At 55.7% G+C, this 21,014-nt stretch carries 20 protein-coding genes and 1 other RNA gene; 9 read left to right on the forward strand and 12 right to left on the reverse strand.

Annotated elements, in window-relative coordinates; translation table 11 throughout:
• The first annotated feature begins 529 nt into the window (after window positions 1-529).
• Window positions 530-1,555, forward strand: a complete 1,026-nt coding sequence (locus ACFFLD_RS14605) for an aspartate carbamoyltransferase (protein WP_386041573.1) — start codon at window positions 530-532, stop codon at window positions 1,553-1,555.
• 93 nt (window positions 1,556-1,648) lie between these two features.
• On the opposite strand, the gene ruvX is transcribed toward ACFFLD_RS14605, so the two are convergent.
• The 4 genes from ruvX to ACFFLD_RS14625 all read right to left on the reverse strand — a co-directional run bounded on the left by ruvX (window position 1,649) and on the right by ACFFLD_RS14625 (window position 4,459).
• Window positions 1,649-2,104, reverse strand: a complete 456-nt coding sequence (gene ruvX, locus ACFFLD_RS14610) for a Holliday junction resolvase RuvX (RefSeq protein WP_386041575.1) — start codon at window positions 2,102-2,104, stop codon at window positions 1,649-1,651.
• The gene (locus ACFFLD_RS14615; protein WP_386041577.1) at window positions 2,104-2,661 is read right to left on the reverse strand and encodes a YqgE/AlgH family protein; all 558 of its coding nucleotides are present in this window, start codon (window positions 2,659-2,661) and stop codon (window positions 2,104-2,106) included. Before ACFFLD_RS14615 ends, ruvX begins: the two co-directional genes overlap by 1 nt.
• A 72-nt stretch (window positions 2,662-2,733) precedes the next feature.
• Window positions 2,734-3,690: a glutathione synthase gene (gene gshB / locus ACFFLD_RS14620; protein WP_386041579.1), complete on the reverse strand. Its 957-nt coding sequence runs from the start codon at window positions 3,688-3,690 to the stop codon at window positions 2,734-2,736.
• A 76-nt stretch (window positions 3,691-3,766) separates the two neighbouring features.
• Complete coding sequence (locus tag ACFFLD_RS14625) at window positions 3,767-4,459, reverse strand: CvfB family protein (protein WP_386041581.1); 693 nt, start codon at window positions 4,457-4,459, stop codon at window positions 3,767-3,769.
• Window positions 4,460-4,632: 173 nt separating this feature from the next.
• Here ACFFLD_RS14625 and ACFFLD_RS14630 point away from each other — a divergent pair, with 173 nt between their 5' ends.
• Window positions 4,633-6,261 (forward strand): sodium:solute symporter, encoded by a 1,629-nt coding sequence (locus tag ACFFLD_RS14630; protein WP_386041583.1) that lies wholly within the window; start codon window positions 4,633-4,635, stop codon window positions 6,259-6,261.
• On the forward strand, window positions 6,254-6,787 hold the full coding sequence (locus ACFFLD_RS14635) for a hypothetical protein (protein ID WP_386041585.1): 534 nt from the start codon (window positions 6,254-6,256) through the stop codon (window positions 6,785-6,787). Before ACFFLD_RS14630 ends, ACFFLD_RS14635 begins: the two co-directional genes overlap by 8 nt.
• Before the next feature lie 102 nt (window positions 6,788-6,889).
• On the opposite strand, the gene ACFFLD_RS14640 is transcribed toward ACFFLD_RS14635, so the two are convergent.
• Genes ACFFLD_RS14640 through ACFFLD_RS14650 form a run of 3 tightly spaced genes read right to left on the reverse strand, consistent with a single transcriptional unit; the run spans window position 6,890 to window position 8,633 of the window.
• Complete coding sequence (locus ACFFLD_RS14640) at window positions 6,890-7,666, reverse strand: 16S rRNA (uracil(1498)-N(3))-methyltransferase (RefSeq protein ID WP_386041587.1); 777 nt, start codon at window positions 7,664-7,666, stop codon at window positions 6,890-6,892.
• Window positions 7,667-7,669: 3 nt separating this feature from the next.
• On the reverse strand, window positions 7,670-8,170 hold the full coding sequence (gene secB / locus ACFFLD_RS14645) for a protein-export chaperone SecB (RefSeq protein ID WP_386041589.1): 501 nt from the start codon (window positions 8,168-8,170) through the stop codon (window positions 7,670-7,672).
• Between the two features lie 40 nt (window positions 8,171-8,210).
• On the reverse strand, window positions 8,211-8,633 hold the full coding sequence (locus ACFFLD_RS14650; RefSeq protein WP_386041591.1) for a rhodanese-like domain-containing protein: 423 nt from the start codon (window positions 8,631-8,633) through the stop codon (window positions 8,211-8,213).
• A 253-nt stretch (window positions 8,634-8,886) separates the two neighbouring features.
• Here ACFFLD_RS14650 and gpmI point away from each other — a divergent pair, with 253 nt between their 5' ends.
• From gpmI to ACFFLD_RS14665, 3 genes are all read left to right on the forward strand, one after another.
• On the forward strand, window positions 8,887-10,452 hold the full coding sequence (gene gpmI / locus ACFFLD_RS14655; protein ID WP_386041593.1) for a 2,3-bisphosphoglycerate-independent phosphoglycerate mutase: 1,566 nt from the start codon (window positions 8,887-8,889) through the stop codon (window positions 10,450-10,452).
• 5 nt (window positions 10,453-10,457) lie between these two features.
• Window positions 10,458-11,594 carry a murein hydrolase activator EnvC family protein gene (locus tag ACFFLD_RS14660; RefSeq protein ID WP_386041595.1) on the forward strand — a complete coding sequence of 379 codons (1,137 nt, stop codon included), beginning with the start codon at window positions 10,458-10,460 and terminating at the stop codon, window positions 11,592-11,594.
• Window positions 11,595-11,712: 118 nt separating this feature from the next.
• Window positions 11,713-13,014 carry a S41 family peptidase gene (locus tag ACFFLD_RS14665; RefSeq protein WP_386041596.1) on the forward strand — a complete coding sequence of 434 codons (1,302 nt, stop codon included), beginning with the start codon at window positions 11,713-11,715 and terminating at the stop codon, window positions 13,012-13,014.
• 44 nt (window positions 13,015-13,058) lie between these two features.
• Here the strand turns inward: ACFFLD_RS14665 and ACFFLD_RS14670 are convergent, their stop codons facing one another.
• From ACFFLD_RS14670 to ACFFLD_RS14685, 4 genes are all read right to left on the reverse strand, one after another.
• Complete coding sequence (locus ACFFLD_RS14670) at window positions 13,059-14,333, reverse strand: UbiH/UbiF/VisC/COQ6 family ubiquinone biosynthesis hydroxylase (protein ID WP_386041598.1); 1,275 nt, start codon at window positions 14,331-14,333, stop codon at window positions 13,059-13,061.
• Window positions 14,334-14,372: 39 nt separating this feature from the next.
• On the reverse strand, window positions 14,373-15,602 hold the full coding sequence (gene ubiH / locus ACFFLD_RS14675) for a 2-octaprenyl-6-methoxyphenyl hydroxylase (RefSeq protein WP_386041600.1): 1,230 nt from the start codon (window positions 15,600-15,602) through the stop codon (window positions 14,373-14,375).
• A 93-nt stretch (window positions 15,603-15,695) separates the two neighbouring features.
• Complete coding sequence (gene pepP, locus ACFFLD_RS14680) at window positions 15,696-17,036, reverse strand: Xaa-Pro aminopeptidase (RefSeq protein ID WP_386041602.1); 1,341 nt, start codon at window positions 17,034-17,036, stop codon at window positions 15,696-15,698.
• A 21-nt stretch (window positions 17,037-17,057) separates the two neighbouring features.
• The gene (locus ACFFLD_RS14685; RefSeq protein WP_386041605.1) at window positions 17,058-17,636 is read right to left on the reverse strand and encodes a UPF0149 family protein; all 579 of its coding nucleotides are present in this window, start codon (window positions 17,634-17,636) and stop codon (window positions 17,058-17,060) included.
• A 176-nt stretch (window positions 17,637-17,812) separates the two neighbouring features.
• On the opposite strand from ACFFLD_RS14685, the gene ACFFLD_RS14690 reads away from it, so the two are divergent.
• From ACFFLD_RS14690 to ACFFLD_RS14700, 3 genes are all read left to right on the forward strand, one after another.
• Window positions 17,813-18,112, forward strand: a complete 300-nt coding sequence (locus ACFFLD_RS14690; protein WP_386041607.1) for a cell division protein ZapA — start codon at window positions 17,813-17,815, stop codon at window positions 18,110-18,112.
• Window positions 18,113-18,154: 42 nt separating this feature from the next.
• Window positions 18,155-18,337, forward strand: a non-coding RNA gene (gene ssrS, locus ACFFLD_RS14695) — 6S RNA.
• Window positions 18,338-18,358: 21 nt separating this feature from the next.
• Window positions 18,359-18,976, forward strand: coding sequence for a 5-formyltetrahydrofolate cyclo-ligase (locus tag ACFFLD_RS14700; RefSeq protein ID WP_386041609.1), 618 nt, complete (start codon window positions 18,359-18,361; stop codon window positions 18,974-18,976).
• 445 nt (window positions 18,977-19,421) lie between these two features.
• Here ACFFLD_RS14700 and ilvA read toward each other — a convergent pair whose 3' ends face one another.
• Window positions 19,422-20,936 (reverse strand): threonine ammonia-lyase, biosynthetic, encoded by a 1,515-nt coding sequence (gene ilvA / locus ACFFLD_RS14705; RefSeq protein ID WP_386041611.1) that lies wholly within the window; start codon window positions 20,934-20,936, stop codon window positions 19,422-19,424.
• Window positions 20,937-21,014 lie beyond the last annotated feature (78 nt).

Consider the following 21,014-nt stretch of genomic DNA (forward strand, 5'->3'; position numbering starts at 1 on the left):
TTCAAACGAATTCACTGTGATACCCATTTCACTTCGTTACTTAAAAGCAACGACATGAAGAGTATCGCTGTGTTCGCCTGCCTTGATATTTGGTGACTTGTCACCACATCAGCAAGCGCCCACATGAATTACCTGATCAAATTGTTAAAGAGCTGTTTTCGCTGCGTTGCGTCTGACACCGTGTGTGAGAGCAACTAACCTCGGCTACCGTTGACTTGGCTTGCCTCAGCGAGGAAGGCGTATTCTACGCATTTCCTGGCGATTGTCAAGGGCGTTGTTTTCGCTGCTGAATGACTCCAACTGGAAACAAGCTAACCGCTTGATAACCCGAGGCTTTTACACCTCATTCACCGCTGGTAACGCTTGGCGTCCCCGGCAGCGGATGCGTACTTTACGGATTCGCGACCGGGTTGGCAAGGGCTTTTGTAGAAAAATTACAGGTTAACTCTATTGAGTGACCTAAACCCCTTCGGCCCCACCCTCTTTGACGGTTACACTAGCCCTATCTACTACCTTGCTGAGGTCCCTCATGAGCCACCACCTGCTAACTGTCGACTCCTTAAACCGCGAGAGCGTTGATCACTTACTGCGAGTTGCTGCGCGCATGGAGCCAATTGCTCAGCGGCGCCAAATAACGCGAGTATTGGAAGGGGCGGTACTCGGTAATCTCTTTTTTGAGGCCAGCACCCGAACACGGGTAAGTTTCAATGCGGCTTTTTGTCGGTTAGGCGGCAGTGTTTGTGATACCACCGGCTTTACCTTTTCTTCTATGGCCAAAGGCGAATCGCTTTATGATACCAGCCGGGTCATGAGTGGTTATTGCGATGCTATCGTCATGCGTCACCCTGACCAAGGGTCGGTTGCCGAGTTTGCGGCAGCGACGAATGTACCGGTGATTAATGGGGGTGATGGGCCTGGCGAGCATCCCAGCCAAGCGCTACTCGATCTTTACACCATCGATAAAGAGTTTCAGCGCCTGGGTAAGTCGCTGGCGGGTGCACACATCCTACTCACAGGCGATCTGAAGTACGGACGCACCGTCCACTCCTTGATCAAGCTCTTGTCACTTTATGATCCGTTGCGCATTACCTTGGTATCTCCGCCGGGGCTTGAAATGCCCTCCACACTGATTGATCTAGTGGCGTCTCGTGGCCATCGTATTGAGCAGCAAGACTCGCTGGCAAGTGAGTTTGCAGATTTAGATGTGGTCTACACCACGCGCATTCAGAAAGAACGCTTTACCGACGAGATGAATGAGAGTTTCCAGGGGCTCTCTGATGATTTCATGGTGAATCGCGATTTTCTCGATCATCGCTGTAGCCAAAGCACCATCGTGATGCACCCGCTGCCTCGGGATAGCCGCCCAGGCGCGAATGATTTAAACGTGGACCTTAACGGCGATCCGCGTCTGGCGATCTTTCGTCAAACCGATAACGGCATCCCCATGCGCATGGCCATTTTTGCAACGCTACTGAACGTTGATGGACTGATCGAACAGGATAAGCGCCCCGTGCCTTGGTTCGTACCTGCGCAGACCGGCACGCTGGATCGCTGATCCTCAGACCGACCTTTTAGATCAGGCCTAGAAGGTATAAAGATTCAGTTTTATCAAAAAAATTAAAGAGAGGAAGCGCTAAGAGAGAGGGAGTTACAACGAAAGACGCCCGCCAGGTAAGCCTTCCTGGTGGGCAAACCAGCCTTCCAGAATAAGAATAGCCGCAATACCATCGACGCTATCCTGGCGATAGTTACCCTTATGCCCGGCCTCCCGCGCAATTAGCTTGGCCTCTCGCGTGGTGCCGCGCTCATCGACCATTTCGCAGGGTTTTCCATAGCGCCCATGCAAACGATTGCCAAACTTGCGGGCGCGAGTGCTCATTGCCGATTCGCTACCGTCCATATTCAGTGGCAACCCCACCACTAACAGATCCGGCTGCCACTCGTTAAGCAGCCGCGCCACGTTATTCCAGTCCGGAATACCATCCCGCGCCGTCAATGGAGTGAGCTCTCTGGCACTGCGCAGAAGCTCATTGCCCACCGCCACACCAATACGGCGCGTGCCATAATCAAAGGCCAGAACTAAGCGCTGCCCCGCCTCGGCCATCAGGCGTGCCCCACATCTCGGGTCATCAAGTTAAGATCCACGCCCAACAAGCCCGCCGCTGCGGCTAAACGTTCAGCAGGTGGCGTGTTAAAAAGTACGCTGCTCTGGGCTTCGACCGTTAACCAGCTGTTCTCTTTAAGCTCGTCTTCGAGTTGTCCTACTTCCCAGCCTGCGCACCCCAGGCAAACTAAAAAGTGCTCAGGGCCTTCGCCATCGGCAAAGGCCTGCAGAATATCCAGCGAGGTGGTCAGCGCAATGCCATCATCCACCTGGATACTGGAGTCCCACTGCTGACTATCGCCCTCATGCAAAATGAACCCCCGGTCTTTATGCATCGGGCCACCGTAGTAAACTGGCGAATTGCGATGCGGGCTTGTTTCTCCGCCTAGCTCCAGTTGCTCAAATAGCGCTTCCAGCGTGATCTCTAAAGGCCGGTTAGTAATCACCCCCATGCAGCCATTGTCATCGTGGTCGCAAAGATAGATAAGGCTACCGGCAAAATTAGGGTCTTCTAAATGTGGCATGGCCATCAGAAAGTGATGTCTCAAACTTTGCATGCGTCTCCCACTGCCTGTTGGCGTACCAACAGGCGTAGCGTAATGAGTGTAGATATAAACGTAAAACGGCGCTTAGGCTAAGCGACGCTCAATGGCATCCAACAGCAAACCAGCGATGTCAGTTCCGCGCTGATCATCGATTTCACGCACACAGGTGGGGCTTGTCACGTTAATTTCAGTAATATAATCACCAATGACGTCAAGACCCACAAACATTAAGCCCTTTTCACGAATCATGGGCTGCACCTGTTGAATAAGCCAATGATCACGCGCGGTGAGTTCGCGACTGACGCCTCTTCCACCGGCCGCCAGATTGCCGCGGGTTTCACCCGCCGAGGGTATACGCGCCAGCCCGAAGGGCACCGGCTCACCGTCAACCAATAAAATGCGTGTATCGCCATCCTTGATTTCCGGCAGGTAACGCTGGGCCATAATTTGCCGCTGGCCGCGTAACGTTAGCTGCTCAATCACGGCACCGATATTGCGCCCTTCAGGACCAATATGAAAAATACCGGTACCGCCCATGCCGTCCAATGGCTTGAAGATCACGTTGCCATGTTCTGCGTGGAAGGCACGTAGAACATCATCGCGGCTCGCCACCAGTGTCGGCGCGCAGCACTGAGGAAACTGTTGCGCAAAGAGCTTTTCATTACATTGTAAAAGCGCAGCGGTCGGATTCACTATCAGCACGCCGTCGCGCTCGGCAAAGCCCAACAGGTGAACCGCGTTGGAAAAATCAGCATCGACCGGGGGGTCTTTGCGCATCAGCACCACATCTAGCTCTACCAGAGGGCGCGCGGCTGACTCGCCCAAGTCATACCAATGGTCAGGATCGCGGAATACCGTTAAAGGCCGCATATGGGCGTAGGCTTGGCCAGCCTGTAAGAAAAGATCCTCCTGCTCCATATAGTGCAGCGTGTAACCACGCTCCTGGGCGGCCCATAGCATGGCCATGGTGGTATCTTTCTTGTAAGCGATGTCGCTGATGGGATCCATCACAACGCCGAGATGCAGATTTGATTGGCTCATCGGGGCACTATCCAAACATGAACAATAGATGCGCAGTATGCCGGACTGCCCGCCCGGCTCCAACAGCCCCCTTCAACTACTCACTAATCGCGCCGGGAACAAGACGAATGGCGCCAGGCTCCAAAGTAATCAGTTCCTGCTTATAAAGCCGCCCAATGGCCTGTTTATAGGCGCTTTTACTCACCCCTAAGCGCGCTTTTATATCATGTGCCGGGCTTTTATCGCCCAGTGCTAAATAGCCACCGCTCTCACGCAATGTCTGCATAATCTTATCGCCAACCACATCCAGGCGTGCAGCCCCCGGCGGCAATAGCGAGATATTCAAGCGACCGTCTTCACGACGCTGCTTTACATAACCCTTGACTGACTGGCCACGACGCAACGGCTGGGTAACGTCATCCTGATAAATAAGCCCCCAGTAGCGGTGATTGACCACCACCTTCATACCCAAGTCAGTACGATCAGCCACGACCACGGCCACTTCATCGCCTTTTTCCAGGGCCCAGGCATCGTCGCTTAAAAACCGATCCAGCTTCATCGAGGCCACCGGCCGACCCTGGTCGTCGCTATACAGCATCACCAAGACGCGTTTGCCGGGGTCTGGGCGAAAATGCTGCTCACTGAAGGGTAGCAACACATCCTTTGGCTGCCCCCACTGTAAAAACGCCCCGATGTTATTAACGGCCGTCACCGTGAGATACGCCACTTCCCCCACTTGGGCAGAGGCATCGCTGGCAGATCGGGGGGATGAATGTGATTCGCGCACCATGGGTGACGTCCTTCAAGAAAAATAGACAAACATTATGGTGCCTGACGCACACAGGGCAAAGCGAGATAGCATTATTTAGTAGTTGCGAATATTTATAGCGCACTTAAAAAGCAAACACAGAGCAACCTGCTACTATCAAAACACTAGACAAAATTAGCCGTAGGGGGACGAACATGGATGCGTTCACGCTTTTAGATACGATTGTCCTGATTGGGTACATCAGTCTAATCGCCTGGATTGGGTCGCGATTCGGCAAGGATCAGAGCAACCCTGAAGATTACTTTCTAGGCGGTCGCAAGATACCCGGCTGGGCCATTGGCCTTTCGGTGATGGCCACCCAGGCAAGCGCCATCACATTTATCGGCGCGCCTGGCTGGGGCTTTGAGGGCGGGCTTGAACGTCTGGTCACGTTTATCAACGTGCCGTTGGCGATGATCGTGCTGATCATGGTCTTCGTGCCGGTATTTCACCGTGCAGGGATTTACAGCATTTATGAATTATTGGAGCGGCGTTTCGGCCCGGCGACGCGCACCCTGAGTGCGCTGTTATTTCTTATCGCGCGGGGCCTAGCCACCGGGGTGGTGCTCTACGCGCCGGCCTTGGTACTGGCGGTCGTCACTGGCTGGAGCGTCAATCTCACCATTATCATCATGGCGGTGTTGGCGATCAGTTATACCGTCATGGGCGGTATCAGTGCGGTCATCTGGACCGATGTCATACAGATGTTCGTGCTCTGGCTGGGTGCGCTGCTCAGTATCTTCTTTTTGATCACCAGCTTGCCTGGCGGCTGGAGTGACGTGTTCACGTTCGGTGCCCAAAGCGGCATGTTCAACGCCATTGACCTGTCTCTCGATCCCAGCGTGACCTACTCGCTCTGGGCAGGCCTGCTGGGCGGCTTTTTCCTGCACGTGGCCTATTTCGGTACCGATCAGAGTCAGATTCAGCGCGTGCTCTCAAGCCCCTCGGTACTGGACGCCCAGCGTTCACTGCTGATTGGCGGCTACCTGCTGATTCCCCAGATGCTGCTGTTTCTGTTTATTGGCGTCATCATGGCCACCTACTATCAGCAGCACGGCCTTACGCCGCCTGACGATCTTAACGAGCTACTTCCCCGCTATGTGGTCAACGCCTTCCCCTCTGGCATGGCAGGACTGGTTATCGCGAGTGTATTTGCCGCCGCCATGTCGAGCCTTGATTCAGCGCTTAACTCGCTTTCTGCCGTGACCGTGCGTGATTTTTATAGCCGTTACATCAAACGTAACGCCAGCGATGCCCATTATCTAAAAACTTCGCGGTTAGCCACCATTTTCTGGGGACTTTACGCCACCCTGTTCGCCTTCTTTGCCGGTAACCTGGGACCAGTGATTGAAGCAGTCAATCAGATTGGCTCGTGGTTTTACGGCGCACTATTAGGCACCTTCCTGCTGGCGATCTTCAGCCATCGCTCCAACGCACGCGGAGCCGTGACAGGGCTGGTAACAGGGATGCTCGCCGTCTGGTCGGTTTCCAGCCTGCTGGATGTTTCATGGCTCTATAACAACACTATTGGTGTGGTGGTCTCGGTGGTAGTCGGCTACCTGGTGAGCCTGACCACCACTGGCCCGCGCCCGGATCAGCTATCGGACGTCGTCATGGATGAAACCGCCCCGGACATGCAGGCCGCACTATCCGCCAGAGCCAGCAACGCCGACGCTATCGGCACAGAGGCACGTTTGACGCGCCGGCGCTGTATCGGCTTATTTGCCTGGTTTTGCATCATGCTAGGGATGTTAGCGCTACTCCAGGGGTGGGCAAATGGATAACCGCTTGACGTTGACCCGACATATTGACGAAGACGCTGCTCAACAACGGCTACAGCGCCTAGGCGCAAGCGCTTTTGAGCCCGCCTGGGTGAGACTTTGGACGGCAGGGGTGGGGATGCCTGACGGACAACCCGGCGCCTGGTTGCTGAGTGCCCAAGAGATGCGCCGCGCGTTGCTGCTGGTAGGCGAAGCGTTACCGACCTGCGCCGATCAACCGGAGGCGGGGATTCACATTGAAAGTGGCGACCCCCCTTCCCCCGCCGAATGGCATCGACGTTGGCTGTGGGAGCGTATGGCAACACCACGTCATTGGCGAATACAGGTGCTGGAGACAGCACCAACGCCGATATGGCTACCCTGCTGGTTGGGCTATCGTGGTGGGCGACAGCACCGCCTGATGGTGATTAGTGGCCTGTCGGGAGAGCCGCTTTCACTGCTCAAGCCGCTCGTCCTGACCGGGCTTCGACAAGCCTACCGAGACGAGCAGAACACGGCATCACGCGAGCCAAGGGAAAAAGCAGGTTAGTGAATAAAGTGAGGAAGCCATCAGAGGCGGCTTAGTTCTTGCTGACATAGTTCGTGCTGACCAAGTACCTACGGGCAAAGTTAGTGCTGACAAAGTTCGTGCTTACAAATCGCCAAAGTAATGCTGTAAAAGCGAAAGGGCGACAATGGGGGCTGTTTCCGTTCGCAACACCCGTGGCCCCAGAGTCAACGGCGTAAAAGCCGCCCGCTGAGCGGAGGTAATGTCGCTGTCGCTCAAGCCGCCTTCGGGACCAATCAGCAGCGCTACCGACGCGGGGCGGTCTTGTCGATCAAAGGCAATGCCGGTGGCGAGATGCAGCATCAACCTTAATGGCTCCTGGCGTTCATCCAACCAGGCCTGGAGCGCCATGGGCGGATAAACAGGAGGCACTACCGCTCGCCCGCTCTGCTCACAGGCACTCGCCGCGACGCCTTGCCAGTGCGCCAGCTTTTTATCTTCCCGCTCGCCTTTCAAGCGCACATCACCCCGTTCGGTATAAAGCGGGGTAATGGCCGCAACGCCTAACTCAACGGCCTTCTGAATAGCGTAGTCCATGCGATCCCCCTTGGAGATCGCCTGGCCTAGATGGACGGGTAGCGGCGACTCGCCACTACCCGTCCACACTGCTTCGATACGCGCAGAGGTCTGCTTGCGACTGGTGTCGGTCAAGCGCACACCAGCCTCCTGCCCGTGGCCGTCAAACAGCACCAGCGGTGCGCCTTCACCCAAGCGCAGCACGCGGGTGACATGGCGTGCGGGCCCCTCAGGCAACACCACTTCATGGCCTGCCTCAAAAGCAGCAGGCACGTAAAGACGTGGCATTTTGCCATGCTGGGCGTACCAATCAGCAGCTGGCGATGCTTGCATGGCTCCTGACATCGCTTAGTGCGTCTTCTCTTCAGCTTGCTTAGCTTCGCGCTGTTTACGCTGGGCGTACATCGCTTCGAAGTTAACCGGCGCCAACATCAGCGGCGGGAAACCACCACGGTTGACCAGGTTATCCACGCACTCACGAGCGTAGGGGAAGAGCAGATTAGGGCAGAAAGCGCCTAGCGTTTGATCCAGCTGTGCTCCTTCAATACCGGCAATACGGAACAGGCCAGCCTGCTCTACTTCTGCCAGGAAAGAGGTCGTGCCGGTTTCATTGTCATTCACCTGCGCTGTCACCTTGACGACGACTTCATACTGGTCGTCGGCAATTTTGGTGCTGGTCGTATTAAGGTCCAGATTAACCTTCGGTTTGAAAGCCTGCTTAAACACCGATGGTGAATTAGGCGCTTCAAACGAAATATCTTTTACATAAATACGCTGCAGCGAGAATTTCAGCTGTGGCTTTTCATCCGTTGCGGCACCAGCCTGCGGGGTGTTGTTATCTTCCGCCATGAGAAAACTCCTGTTGTTCAATAAATAAAGGTAGCGTTGCTTACTTTTTAACCACTGGAAGGCCATCGCCTTGCCACTGCGCCATACCGCCTTTCAACTTGTAAGCACGCTCAAAGCCTGCTTTGGCGAGTTTGGCCTGAGCGGCGCCCGAACTTTGGCCGTGCTTGCACACCACAATGATCGGCTTGGTTTTCACCTTGTCCAGCTCTTTCATGCGGCTATCGAGGTTACTTTGGGGTATGTTGCGCGCCCCGGCGATGTGCCCCGCTTTGAAGTCTTTGCTTTCACGGATATCCAGCACCACCGCCTCTTCGCGGTTAATGAGCTGAGTGGCCTGTGTGGCGGTGAGTGCATGGGTGGAGGCACTGCGCGTTTCATAAATAATCCACGCTAACAATACCAGCAAAAACGCCCCCACCAGCAGGGGGTGGTTCTGTACGAATTCGAATACCTGATCGATCATCGCGAACACAATCTCTTGGTCTATGCAGAAAAAAGCGGCTTGGGACCTGTTGACGTTTCATTGTGGTCTACGATGAAACGTCAACAGGCCCTACCACTGACAAAACGCGACAAGTATACACGTCAGATAGCTTCCCGCGCAGGCCTTGATCATGACGCCTGGCAGTTGCCTGCGCTATGATGCCCCAAGCGTGCGCTCGTCGCGACCCCGAATTATCGAGACATTCGGCTTGCCAATCTTAACGAGGTTTTTTATGGATACTTCTCGTACCCCGCGCCCAGTGGCGCTGATTATTCTCGATGGCTACGGCCACAACCCTGACAGTGAGCATAATGCGGTGGCCGCTGCCCATACGCCGGTCATGGATAAATTATGGGAGCGCCGCCCTCACGCCTTTGTGCACACGGATGGCCTTAACGTAGGCCTGCCCGAGGGCCAAATGGGCAACTCTGAAGTTGGTCATATGAATATTGGTGCCGGACGCATCGTCTATCAGGACTTCACCCGTATCAGCAAGGCGATTGAAGACGGCGATCTGGCGAGTAACCATAACCTTACCCAGCCGATTGACGACGCGATTGCCAACCAGCGGCCGGTACATTTAATGGGTCTGCTCTCGCCTGGCGGCGTCCACAGTCATGAAGACCATTTTCTTGCCGTGGCCGAACTGGCCGCAAGCCGTGGTGCAAAGCGTATTTATATTCACGCCTTCCTTGATGGCCGTGATATGCCCCCACAAAGCGCTCTGCCCTCGATAGAGCGCGCCAATGCTCGTCTGGCGGAACTGGTCGGCGCTGATAATGGCTTTGTCGCCTCTATTATTGGGCGTTTCTACGCCATGGACCGTGATAACCGCTGGGAGCGCGTGGAGCAAGCGTATCGCTTGCTCACCGATGGGCATGCTGAACACGTCGCTTCCAGTGCTGAAACGGCGCTACGCGCTGCTTATGAACGCGGCGAAACCGACGAATTCGTGACCGCCAGCAGCATACCGCTCAACGACCATGCCATCATCCTGGAAGATGGCGATGCCGCGATTTTTCTTAACTTCCGCTCTGACCGCGCCCGGGAATTGACCCGTGCCTTTGTCGAGCCGGACTTTAACGGCTTTGAGCGCCGAGCGTGCCCCACGCTTGCTGGCCAAGGGCTAGTCACGATGACCCAGTACGCGGCGGATATCGCTACGCCCGCGGCCTTCCCGCCTTCGGATCTTAACGACACGTTAGGCGAGGTGGTGGCTAAGCGTGGTTTAACCCAGCTACGTATCGCCGAAACCGAGAAGTACCCTCACGTGACGTTTTTCTTTTCGGGCGGCAATGAGGCCGAGTACGAAGGCGAAGAGCGCATTTTGGTACCTTCGCCGCGTGACGTTAAAACCTATGATGAAAAGCCGGAAATGAGCGCCGTTGAAATTACCGATAAGCTGGTAGAAGCCATCGATAGCGGCCGCTTTGATCTCATCGTTTGCAACTATGCCAATGGCGATATGGTCGGCCATACAGGCGACTTCAACGCAGCGATAAAAGCCATTGAGACCGTCGACACCTGTGTAGGCCGCGTTGTCGCCGCCATTGAGCGTGCACGTGGTGCCTGCTTGATTACCGCCGACCACGGCAACGCCGAACAGATGGTCCACCCTGAGACCGGCGCCCCTCAAACCGCGCATACCACCTTTGTGGTGCCGTTGATCTATGTAGGCGAGCACACCGCCACGCTTCAAGAAGGCAAGTTATGCGACCTGGCACCGACGCTTTTATCATTAATGCGCCAACCCCAACCCGAGGCAATGACCGGGCAACCATTAATTCAGTTTGAGTAATGCGCATGTCGCGGTATGTAGCTTTGGTCGCGCTGCTGGCGTTAAGTGTTGCGCCAGCAGGTTTTGCCCAGCAGGATGAAAATGCGGCGCGCCAGCAGTTGGATGCTATTGGTCAGGAGATCGAGTCCGCTGCGCAACGTCTCAGCGCCACCGGTTCTGCGCGTGATAGCGCCGAACGGGAGTTAAAAGAAGTTGAGACTGCGCTTGCCGACACCCATCGGCGCCTGGATACACTGCAAGCCGAGCGCCGTCAGCTAAATGATGAAACGACTCAGTTGCGTCAACATCGCGACCGGCTGGAGAGCGAACGCACCGACCAGTACGCAGCGTTAGGACAACAGCTCTCCGCGCTCTATCGGCTGGGCCCAACACCGCAACTAAAGCTGCTGCTCAACCAGGGTGACCCTGCCGAACTTGATCGCATGCAAGCGTATATGAACCGATTAAGCGCCGCACGACAGCGGCGCTTAGAGGCGATCGCCCGCCTCGATACCGCCCTGGCCGACACACAACGTGAATTAAATGTGCGTCAAACCAGGCTTGATACCCTCTCAGCAGAACTGGAAGAACAAAGCGCGCTGCTTGCCCGACGAACGAGCGAACGCCGCGGCGTTGTCGCCACCCTCGATGATCGTTACGGTAGCGAGGAGGAGCGGCTGGCAGATCTTAACCAGAGTCGTGAAGACGCCGAACAGGTACTGCGTGATATTCAGGCTGAGATGGCCAAGCTTGCCAAGCCGACGCCCACTACCGATATCATAAGTACCCAGGGCGACCTACCCTGGCCAGTACAGGGCGCCATCAGCAGTGACTTTCATCATCGCGACGGCGTCCACTACAACGGTATCGTTATACAAGCCAGCGCTGGCACACCGGTGACGGCCGTGCACCCCGGCCGGGTGGTCTTTGCCGATTGGATGCGTGGATTTGGCAATCTGCTTATTATCGATCACGGTGACCAGATCATGACGCTGCACGCCCATCTTCAGCAGTTCAGCGTTCGGGCTGGACAACAGGTCAGCCGCGGTGATGAAATCGGCCGCGTGGGTAACAGTGGTGGACAAACGCGTACAGCGCTCTACTTTGAAGTTCGCCGTGGTGGTGAACCTATTAATCCCCAGCGTTGGATTGCGCGCCGCTGACGGGATAAGCTGCCCTAATTTAATATCTCTATACTAGTCTTGATATCTCAGCCTTATATTGCTATTTCAATGTCAGGGTGGCGCATTTAGACGTCACCTATCGCCTTGCGGAGTCTGCATGACGCTATCTGCCACCGGGGTGTCAGCCCCTACCAAGCGCTTCTTGGCTACCCTGCTGCCACTGATTTTACTGTCGGCCCCGCTCCCCTCGTTCGCCCAGTCAGCGAATAGCGATGTGGCGGATGAGCTGCCGCTTGAGGAGATTCAAACCTTCGCCGAGGTATTTGAGCGTATAAAGCGCGCCTACGTGGAGGAGGTCGATGACCGTACGCTGTTGCGTAACGCGATGCGCGGAATGCTGAGCGAACTTGACCCTCATTCTGCCTACCTTGATGAGGAGGAATATCAAAGCCTACGCGAGTCGACTCAAGGGGAGTTTGGCGGCATCGGCATTGAGGTGGGCACAGAAAACGGCCAGCTCATGGTCATTACACCGATTGATGACACCCCTGCTTCACGCGCCGGTTTGCTTTCTCGGGATCTTATCGTAGCTATTGACGGTACCCCGACCGATGGGCTTTCACTGCAGGAAGCGGTGACGCTGATGCGGGGCGAACCGGGGACCGAACTGCGTATTACCGTGCTGCGTTCAGGCGAGGACGCGACACGTGAATTCACCCTGTCCCGCGAGATTATTCGCAGTGAGAGCGTGAAATACGAGTTGCTGGAGCCAGGTTATGGTTATCTGCGCATCAGCCAATTCCAGTCACGGACGCCGGAACAGGCGCGTGAAGCACTGCAGAGCATGGCGGCCGAACAGCCTCTGGAAGGTTTAGTACTCGATTTACGTAATAATCCAGGAGGTGTCCTGCAATCCGCGGTGGGTATTGCTGACCTGTTTCTTGATGAAGGTCTGATCGTCTACACCGAGGGTCGTCTTGCGGATACCGCCATGTCGTTTTCCGCCTCTTCCATCACCCCAGCAGGGGATGTTCCGCTGGTGGTGCTGATCAACGGCGGCAGTGCGTCAGCGGCAGAAATTGTGGCGGGTGCGCTTCAGGATCAGCGTCGCGGCGTTATCATGGGCACCAACAGCTTTGGTAAGGGCTCCGTGCAGCAAATTATGCCGCTGGGGAATAATGAAGGCCTAAAACTCACCACCGCGCTCTACTACACGCCTAACGGCCGCTCTATCCAGGCCCAAGGTATTGAGCCCGATGTCGAGGTGGTACGTGGTCGCCTGGAAGTGGCCGAACGTCGTCGTGAAATTCGTGAGGCCGATCTTGAGGGGCACCTAAGCGCTCAACAGGCCCCCAGGGATCGACAGGAAATGGCCGAACGCCTTATCGACGATTACCAGCTTAGCGAAGCCCTTAACCTGCTTAAGGCCCTTAATGTGGTCGACCGGCGCCGGGGCTAACGGCAGCGTGGCTCAACGGCAACTGGTTTTAACGACATCTGTTTTTAACGACAACTTAGCGGCAGTCGGCCCCGTTCTCCGGTCGCCTGCCGCATCAATATACGCTTCAATGGCACCATTTGATTCATGCCACTCATGCCCAGGTTACGCGCCAGCGTCAGTGCGGGATCGTGGCTGCCAAACAGTACTTTGAAGCCTTTCATTAGCCCCAGCATGGCGCTGTTATCAAGGCGCCTGCGTCGCTCGTAACGCTTTAACGTGTTCATTTCACCCCATGGTGCCCCGCGCCGCCAGGCGAGCAACACCTCTTCAGCCAAAACCGCCGCATCCATCAAGCCTAGATTAACCCCCTGGCCCGCTAGCGGATGGATACTGTGCGCTGCGTCCCCCACCAGGGCGACGTGTGGCTGCACGTAATGGCGAGCATGGCGTTGCACTAACGAAAACCGGTACGCCTTGTCGCAAGCCACTACCTTGCCCAAACGATCATTAATTGCCTCACCCAGTACGTCGCCAAGCGCGTCACGTGATAGCTCACAAAGTTGAGCCGCATGCGCTGGTGTGGTCGACCACACAATTGAGCAGTAACGCTTATCACCGTCAACGGTTAAAGGTAAAAATGCCAACGGGCGTCCATCGATAAACGCTTGCCGCGCGATGCCCCCATGCGGTTTGTCGCAGCGTACCGTCGTTACCACCGCGTCCTGCTGCATATCATCATGGCTTACTTCCATACCGGCCATTTCGCGAAGTGCTGAATGGGCGCCATCAGCCGCCACAATCAGGGGGGCCTGGAGCTGACGCCCATCCTCAAGGATGAGCCAATCGCCGCTGTCCGCTCGGCTTGTCGCCCTGCCAGTCGCGCGTTGCAACGCTTTTATAGGCTGACCGAAAAATGCCGTGACCTGCGGATGGTCAATCACTTGGCGATTAAGCGCCGCCTGGGTGACCGAGTTTTCAACAATATGGCCGAGAACGGCCACTCCCGCCTCATCCGCGGAAAAAGCGATTTCACCGCTCCCCTCGGCGTCCCATACCTGCATGCCTCGGTAGGGCGTCACGCGCAGTTGCTGCATGTCAGTCCAAACACCTAACTGCGTTAACAAGCGCTGTGAGACCGGCGTTAGCGCGCTCACGCGGGGTGCTGGCAGTTGGCTCACGGCGCCATCAAGACGTAACGGGGCCGACTGAGCCTCAACCAAGGCCACCTGCATACCCGCCTGAGCCAACAGCGCACAAAGCGTGGTACCAACCATACCGCCACCCACAATGATGGCCTCAAAGCGTTCAACCGGCCTCTTGGTGGTAGATGAGCCCATATGTATAGCATTCCTTTAAGTGACCTAAGAAGGTAAGACCTAACGTTCTAAGCCCATGGCTCGTCTGGCGAGCCCTCGACGCAGCGGCCCCACAAGATTGAGGCTAATTAAACCGGCGGCGCGGGCATGGGATATCAAAGGCAAGGAGAGCCCAAACAGGCGCACCAGTCCATCGCTAAAGCGAATCACATTGGCGCGGTCCTGCGAGCGCTGCTTTTCAAACGCTTGAAGCGTGCCTAAATCCCCCAATGGCCGCTTCGAAAGCTCACCTTGCTCTAATGCGTCGACTAGATCCATGACCCCACGCAGGGCCAGATTGAAGCCCTGCCCCGCTACCGGATGCAGGGCGTGGGCAGCATTACCCAGTACCGCCAGCCCCGGCCTCACCGGTTCCTCCGCGGTTACCAGCGAGAGCGGATAAGTATGCCGAGGACCTACCTGGGTAAAACGCCCCACTCGGTCACCAAATGCCTGTTGAAGTTGGCGTAGAAACTCGCGATCAGACAACATCATGCGCGCTTTTTCGCTACCGCTAGGATGGGTCCAGATCAACTCCATGGCCTGCCCCGGCAGTGGCAATAACGCCATCGGTCCCTCGCTGGTAAAGCGTTCATAAGCGACCCCTTGATGCGGCTGGCTGACCCCCACGTGCGCGATGAGCGCCGTCTGCTCATACGATTCTCGACGGCTACCAATACCTAGCTGCTCCTTAAGGCCAGAACGCCCCCCATCGGCCAGCACCGTTAATCCGGCGGTAAGCTGGCTACCATCCGAGAGCGTTAGATGATGCCCTCCCGGCACGGGTGTTAGTTCTGCCACCTTCGCTGGGCAGTGCCACTCCAGCGGCAACTGGGCAAGACGACGATGGAGCACGCGTCCCATCCAGGCATTGGGTATTACATGCCCCAACGCGTCGACTCCCACTTCATTTGCACTCAGCCGAGTAGCTCCTAAGCGGCCTCGCTCACTGATATGAATGCGCTGAATCGGAGTGGCCTCGCCACGCATCGCCTCCCACAACCCTAGCTGTTGAAAGCGCTGGGCAGTCCCTTCGGCGATAGCGCTGGCGCGTGCGTCGAAACTGGGCTGCCACTCACTTTCCAGCGACTGCGTAGTTAGCGGTGACGATTCGATGACCGCCACCCGCCAGCCGTAACGCTCAATCAGCGGCGCTAGTGCACAACCTAAACTAGCGCCTACTAACCCACCGCCCACAATGACAATATCATGGGTCAGCGCAGGCCCCGCCGCATAGTCAACTCGTTGCATCGGCTTCTCCCTCTCCGTGCCACCGCACCTTGCAAGCAATGTTTAATTCGTAATGTAAATTACATAAAGGTAATTTGGCACACGACCAGGTGGTTATTTTTTAGCCATCAAGGCTTCAATTTCTTCTATCCCTTTAGGTACACCGGTCGTTAACACGTGATGACCGTCGTTCGTCACGACCACATTATCTTCAATGCGAATGCCGATGCCGTGATAGGCGTCAGGAATGTCGTCATCGCTGGGAATATAGAGTCCCGGCTCTACGGTGAGCACCATGCCAGGAGCAAGCGGCAGCGGCGATTGTTCATCCAAGCGGTAGGCGCCCACATCATGTACGTCGAGCCCTAACCAGTGAGAGGTCGAATGGAGGTAAAACCGGCGATAGCTTTCGTCATCAATGCGCGCCTGGACCTCTCCTTCCAGCAAGCCCAGCTCGATCAACCCTGCGGTTAAATCCTGCACCACTCCCTGGTGGATATCGGCAAGCGTCGCGCCCGGTTGAATGGCGCTAACCGCTCGCTCCTGCGCGCTTAAAACAACACGGTAGAGGGCTCGCTGAGCATCATTGAAGCGGCCTGAAACTGGGAACGTGCGGGTGATATCCCCCGCGTAAAGCTCAAACTCAGCCCCCGCATCAATCAGCACCAAGTCGTCTTCCCCTAGTAAAGCGCTGTTTTCAATATAGTGCAGTACGCATGCGTTGGCGCCACTCCCCACAATAGTGCTATAGGCAGGACCACTGGCGCCTTGCCACATAAATTCATGCTCTACTTCGGCCTGAAGCTGATATTCACTCAGCCCGGGACGTGACACCTGCATCGCACGGCAATGGGCGTGAGCCGATACCAACGCTGCATGGCGAAGCAAGGCAATCTCAGCATCACTTTTGATTAACCGCATGGCGTGTATTAACTGGCTGACATCCAGCCAGCCTTTCAGTGGCGGTCGGCCACGTTTAAGACCTGCTTGAGCGACACTAAACGCCTCCTCAGCCAGTGCTACTGCGTCGGCATTATCAAGCGGTAAATAGAGCACTTCGCGACCGGCAAGTAGCTCGCTTAACTGCGCTTCGCGATCGGCATTTTCAAATGCCTGATCAATAGCGTGCTCGGCGACTACCCCGGCGGCGCCCAATCGACGGCCAGTCCAGGCTTCCATGGTCGGGTCGCGATCCTGACAGAACACTACGCTTTCGCCTTCAGCGCGCCCTGGCAGCAGCACCAGCAAGGCATCCGGCTCGCGAATGCCGGTAAGATAATAAAAATCACTGTCCTGGCGAAAAGCAAACTCACTGTCTCGTGAGCGAGTCATCAGAGCGGCGCCAGGGAGTAACACAGCGGCATTACTCGGCAGCTGAGCCATTAAGGCATCTCGGCGTTCTTGATATTCCGCCACGCTGATCGCCGGCGGGCGCGGTAATACATCGGGCAGCATAGAAGCTCCTGTCAACGATAATTAATGAACGGGCGCATCGGTTTGTTCGACTTGCGGCATGCCGGGGTGCTGCTCGGTATACAGCAACATTGCCGCCATGCGGGCATGTTCGCTCAGCGCAAACAAGTCGTTTTCATTCTCTGGACTGTTATCGATATCGGTTTCGATCTGCGAGAACCCCTCCAGGTCTGCTATCGCCTCGCTCAGTGTTTGCGACCAGCGTTCACGCATATCGTTATCAGCCACCTCATCGACTACCTCAATAAAACCCAGTGTCCAGTCTTTAAGACCTTGCGCCTGCTCACCCAACGAAAACAGCTCATCGGGTAATAGCGGGGCATAGTCCAGGTCGCTGGCACTTAAGGCGTCGAGCGTCTGCCGCCGCCAAGCGAGAAGGCGCTCAGCACTGGCGGAATCGCGGGGTTGTTCAACCCCTAAACTTTGGCAAACTTCGTCCAGCCAGTGCTCTGCGCTAACGTCGCGTAGCGCCAACAACGCACACAAACGACCATCCAAGAAAGCCGGTGACTGCATGCTGCCGTGCAGTAGAAATACATCAGCAACGTCAGAGAAGTCCTGTCGCTCATCAATTAATGACATTGTCGTTAATAACCTCGTGTTCAATCGCATCAATGGGTAGACAGACAATAGCGTGCGTCGCTCGGGCTTGCGCGTTGACCGCACACAAGCGCCTCTCTTATAGTGAGCGACACCTATCTGCCTATGCAGTGATGTTAACGCATTGGGGCCCTTGCTGGCCCGTGCCGGAGTCTTTGATGAATAACCCCAAGCGGCCAACTAAAGAAATCACCCTATTAGGGCGTGGCTATATCATTGCCTGCGATACGGGCGAAGAAGCCAAACTTGACCGCGCCGCACGCTATTTGGATCGTGCCATGCAGGGTATTCATGCCCAAAGCAGCGTACTAGGCAGCGAGCGTGTCGCTATCATGGCGGCACTCAATATCACTCACGAGCTTCTTGAGTCCATGGATGAGCATCGTGCCGGTGAAGAAAATCTTAACCGATTAAATGATCGCCTAGAACGAGCGTTGGCCAAAACGCGCCAACCTTAACCCAGCACTTTGGCATTCGCGGTTGCTCTGTTAGGATGGCTGGGTTCTCTGGGGTGTGCGCCAGTCGTTATAGTCCCTCGAGCCTATGCGTAATACCCAGGGGGCCAAATGCTAGCCAGGCCTGTGTGCATGTCCGTGCGTCGGAAAGCCTGACGGCTTGGCTGCGGCCACCCACCTGAACCAGTAGGTTCAGGGCCAGAACGACAGCGGCATCTCGGAGAACACCCAGCATAAGGGATTATCAGCATGGAAAGCCTTCATCGCGACGATGAAAAGCGCACGCTACGTCGTTTTTTGCGTCGTCAGCGCCAAGCCCTTTCTGAGCATGAGCAACGCCTAGCGGCCCAGCGCTTATGCCATCAATTAAAAGCCCTGCCTGAAATCCGTCGCGCCAAGCGCATCAGCCTATACTTACCCGTCAATGGTGAAATCGACCCAACACCGCTCATTGAGTGGTTGCGTAAACGACGTGTCGAGGTCTATTTACCCGTATTACGACCCTTCAGCGCAAACGTTCTCTGGTTCGTTGCTTACCAGCGCGATACGCCCATGGTACGTAACCGGTTTAATATCTGGGAGCCCGACATGCGGTTTAGCGCGCAACGGCAAAACCGGCTGCCAGCCTGGGCATTGGATACGCTGATTGTGCCGCTGGTGGGCTATGATGCTAACGCTAACCGGATGGGCATGGGGGGCGGTTTTTATGACCGAAGCTTGGCGTTCATGCATCGTCCCGGTCCATCGCCAAACCTCATTGGGGTTGCTCACGCCTGCCAACAGGTAGCTTCGCTACCCGTAGAGCCTTGGGATGTGCCGTTAACGGCGGTGGTGAGCGACCAAGGCTACGTGAGACGCACACGCTAACAATACAACAACCCGCTAAACGCAAAAGGGCCGACCCTATTCAGGATCAGCCCCTTTACATCTGACAGCGGAGTAATAACGTTGCCGCCGCAGTTGCCGGGTTAACTTCCCGACAACGCCTGCGCATAACCGGTGGCGAGCACCCCTAATGCAAACACCACCATCAACGCCATTACCATATCAGGCTTCTTACGCCGCATGCCGCTTCTCCAACACCTTTGCCATTACCGAGTGGGTTAAATCTGCTTTATTTGCGCTCGCAAAAGCATGGCAGATTTGATTAATTTCGATCACGACTATAGGGCTATAAGGGCGCAGCTGACAACGGGTGAAACGCCTTTTTTTAAGCGATTTTCAAACCTTTTCGTAACGTTATGTTACCGACTGCTCTGACATGTAAGGTAAGCGACTACTCACACACATTTTTCTGCCTTGCGCGCTCTCACTAAGCCATGAAAAGCCGGTAAGCGGGATTATCGCTCTCGCGCCAGTAACGATAGCCAATGGCGTCTAAATAGTCGGCCACATGAGTTCGATCTCCGTTGGGCACCTGCATGCCCACCAGGACCCGACCATACGCTGCACCATGATTACGGTAGTGAAACAGTGAGATATTCCAATCGTGCGGAAGTTGCGTCAAAAAGTTCATTAACGCGCCTGGGCGCTCAGGAAATTCAAACCGGTACACTTCTTCCTCGAAGTGCTCGCTGGGGCGACCGCCGCTAAGATGACGAATATGCAGCTTCGCCAGCTCATTATCGGTCAGGTCTTCTACCTGATAGTCGCTTTCGCGCAATTTCTCGATCACTGACTGGCGATCTTCCCCACCGGGTTTAACTTGAATCCCTACATAGATATGCGCTTCACTGCTGTCGGCATAGCGATAGCTAAACTCGGTCACCATGCGCTTACCTAGCGTACGGCAGAATTTTTTAAAGCTACCGGGTTTTTCAGCAATGGTCACCGCGAGAATCGCCTCTCGCTGTTCACCCAACTCCGTGCGTTCAGCGATATGCTGGAGACGATCAAAGTTAGTGTTCGCCCCCGAATTAATACACAGCAACGTTTCGCCTTCAGCGCCGGTCTGCTGAATATATTTTTTCAGCCCCGCCAATGACAACGCGCCTGACGTTTCCGCTACCGCCCGGGTATCTTCGAAAATATCTTTCACCGCGGCGCACATTTCATCGGTATTCACTGTGATCACATCATCAACCAGCCCCTGAATCAGTGAAAATGGCACTTCACCAATTTGGGCGACCGCGACCCCTTCGGCGAATACGCCTACTTGATCGAGCACTACACGCTCGCCCGCCTCCAGAGCCGCTTTCAGACAGGCGCTATCTTCCGCCTCGACGCCAATCACTTTGATATCGGGGCGCAGGTACTTCACATAAGCCGCCACCCCCGCAATCAACCCGCCACCCCCGACCGGCACAAAGATGGCGTCCAGGCGGCCAGCGTGTTGACGAAGAATCTCGACCCCGATGGTGCCTTGACCCGCCACCACGTCAATATCGTCAAACGGCGGTATATACGTGTAGCCATGTTCTTTAATCAGCTCTTGAGCATGCTCGGCAGCGGCAGCAAACGCATCGCCTTTCAATATGACCTTGGCGCCCCGGGCGCGAACGGCCTGTACCTTGATTTCAGGCGTAATCCGCGGCATCACGATCACTGCCTTCACCCCCATGAGCTTGGCCGCCATGGCCAGCCCCTGAGCGTGATTACCCGCTGAGGCTGCAATCACGCCTTTGGCTTTCTGCTCCTCGGAGAGCTGAGCCATCTTGTTGTACGCGCCGCGGATCTTGAACGAGAAAACGGGCTGCAGATCTTCACGTTTAATCAAAATCTGGTTATTGAAACGACGCGACAAAAAGGGGGCAGGGGAAATAGGCGTCTCACAAGCGGCTTCATAAACGTGCGCTTGGAGGATCTTTTTGACGGTTGCTTCGAGCATGCGAGTATCCCAAGGGAAGAACGTGAGCGGAAAAACCTTTATTGGTAGCAGATTACGTCTAGTGCCGTCCAGAAGTCT

The sequence above is a fragment of the Vreelandella sulfidaeris genome (genome assembly GCF_042429665.1).
Taxonomy (GTDB): Bacteria; Pseudomonadota; Gammaproteobacteria; order Pseudomonadales; family Halomonadaceae; genus Vreelandella.

Bases quoted from the DNA above. Each gene is read 5' to 3' on its own strand.
- ACFFLD_RS14605 (WP_386041573.1), top strand. From the start codon at position 530: ATGAGCCACCACCTGCTAACTGTCGACTCCTTAAACCGCGAGAGCGTT.
- ruvX (WP_386041575.1), bottom strand. From the start codon at position 2,104: ATGGCCGAGGCGGGGCAGCGCTTAGTTCTGGCCTTTGATTATGGCACG.
- ACFFLD_RS14615 (WP_386041577.1), bottom strand. From the start codon at position 2,661: ATGCAAAGTTTGAGACATCACTTTCTGATGGCCATGCCACATTTAGAA.
- gshB (WP_386041579.1), bottom strand. From the start codon at position 3,690: ATGAGCCAATCAAATCTGCATCTCGGCGTTGTGATGGATCCCATCAGC.
- ACFFLD_RS14625 (WP_386041581.1), bottom strand. From the start codon at position 4,459: ATGGTGCGCGAATCACATTCATCCCCCCGATCTGCCAGCGATGCCTCT.
- ACFFLD_RS14630 (WP_386041583.1), top strand. From the start codon at position 4,633: ATGGATGCGTTCACGCTTTTAGATACGATTGTCCTGATTGGGTACATC.
- ACFFLD_RS14635 (WP_386041585.1), top strand. From the start codon at position 6,254: ATGGATAACCGCTTGACGTTGACCCGACATATTGACGAAGACGCTGCT.
- ACFFLD_RS14640 (WP_386041587.1), bottom strand. From the start codon at position 7,666: ATGTCAGGAGCCATGCAAGCATCGCCAGCTGCTGATTGGTACGCCCAG.
- secB (WP_386041589.1), bottom strand. From the start codon at position 8,170: ATGGCGGAAGATAACAACACCCCGCAGGCTGGTGCCGCAACGGATGAA.
- ACFFLD_RS14650 (WP_386041591.1), bottom strand. From the start codon at position 8,633: ATGATCGATCAGGTATTCGAATTCGTACAGAACCACCCCCTGCTGGTG.
- gpmI (WP_386041593.1), top strand. From the start codon at position 8,887: ATGGATACTTCTCGTACCCCGCGCCCAGTGGCGCTGATTATTCTCGAT.
- ACFFLD_RS14660 (WP_386041595.1), top strand. From the start codon at position 10,458: ATGTCGCGGTATGTAGCTTTGGTCGCGCTGCTGGCGTTAAGTGTTGCG.
- ACFFLD_RS14665 (WP_386041596.1), top strand. From the start codon at position 11,713: ATGACGCTATCTGCCACCGGGGTGTCAGCCCCTACCAAGCGCTTCTTG.
- ACFFLD_RS14670 (WP_386041598.1), bottom strand. From the start codon at position 14,333: ATGGGCTCATCTACCACCAAGAGGCCGGTTGAACGCTTTGAGGCCATC.
- ubiH (WP_386041600.1), bottom strand. From the start codon at position 15,602: ATGCAACGAGTTGACTATGCGGCGGGGCCTGCGCTGACCCATGATATT.
- pepP (WP_386041602.1), bottom strand. From the start codon at position 17,036: ATGCTGCCCGATGTATTACCGCGCCCGCCGGCGATCAGCGTGGCGGAA.
- ACFFLD_RS14685 (WP_386041605.1), bottom strand. From the start codon at position 17,636: ATGTCATTAATTGATGAGCGACAGGACTTCTCTGACGTTGCTGATGTA.
- ACFFLD_RS14690 (WP_386041607.1), top strand. From the start codon at position 17,813: ATGAATAACCCCAAGCGGCCAACTAAAGAAATCACCCTATTAGGGCGT.
- ACFFLD_RS14700 (WP_386041609.1), top strand. From the start codon at position 18,359: ATGGAAAGCCTTCATCGCGACGATGAAAAGCGCACGCTACGTCGTTTT.
- ilvA (WP_386041611.1), bottom strand. From the start codon at position 20,936: ATGCTCGAAGCAACCGTCAAAAAGATCCTCCAAGCGCACGTTTATGAA.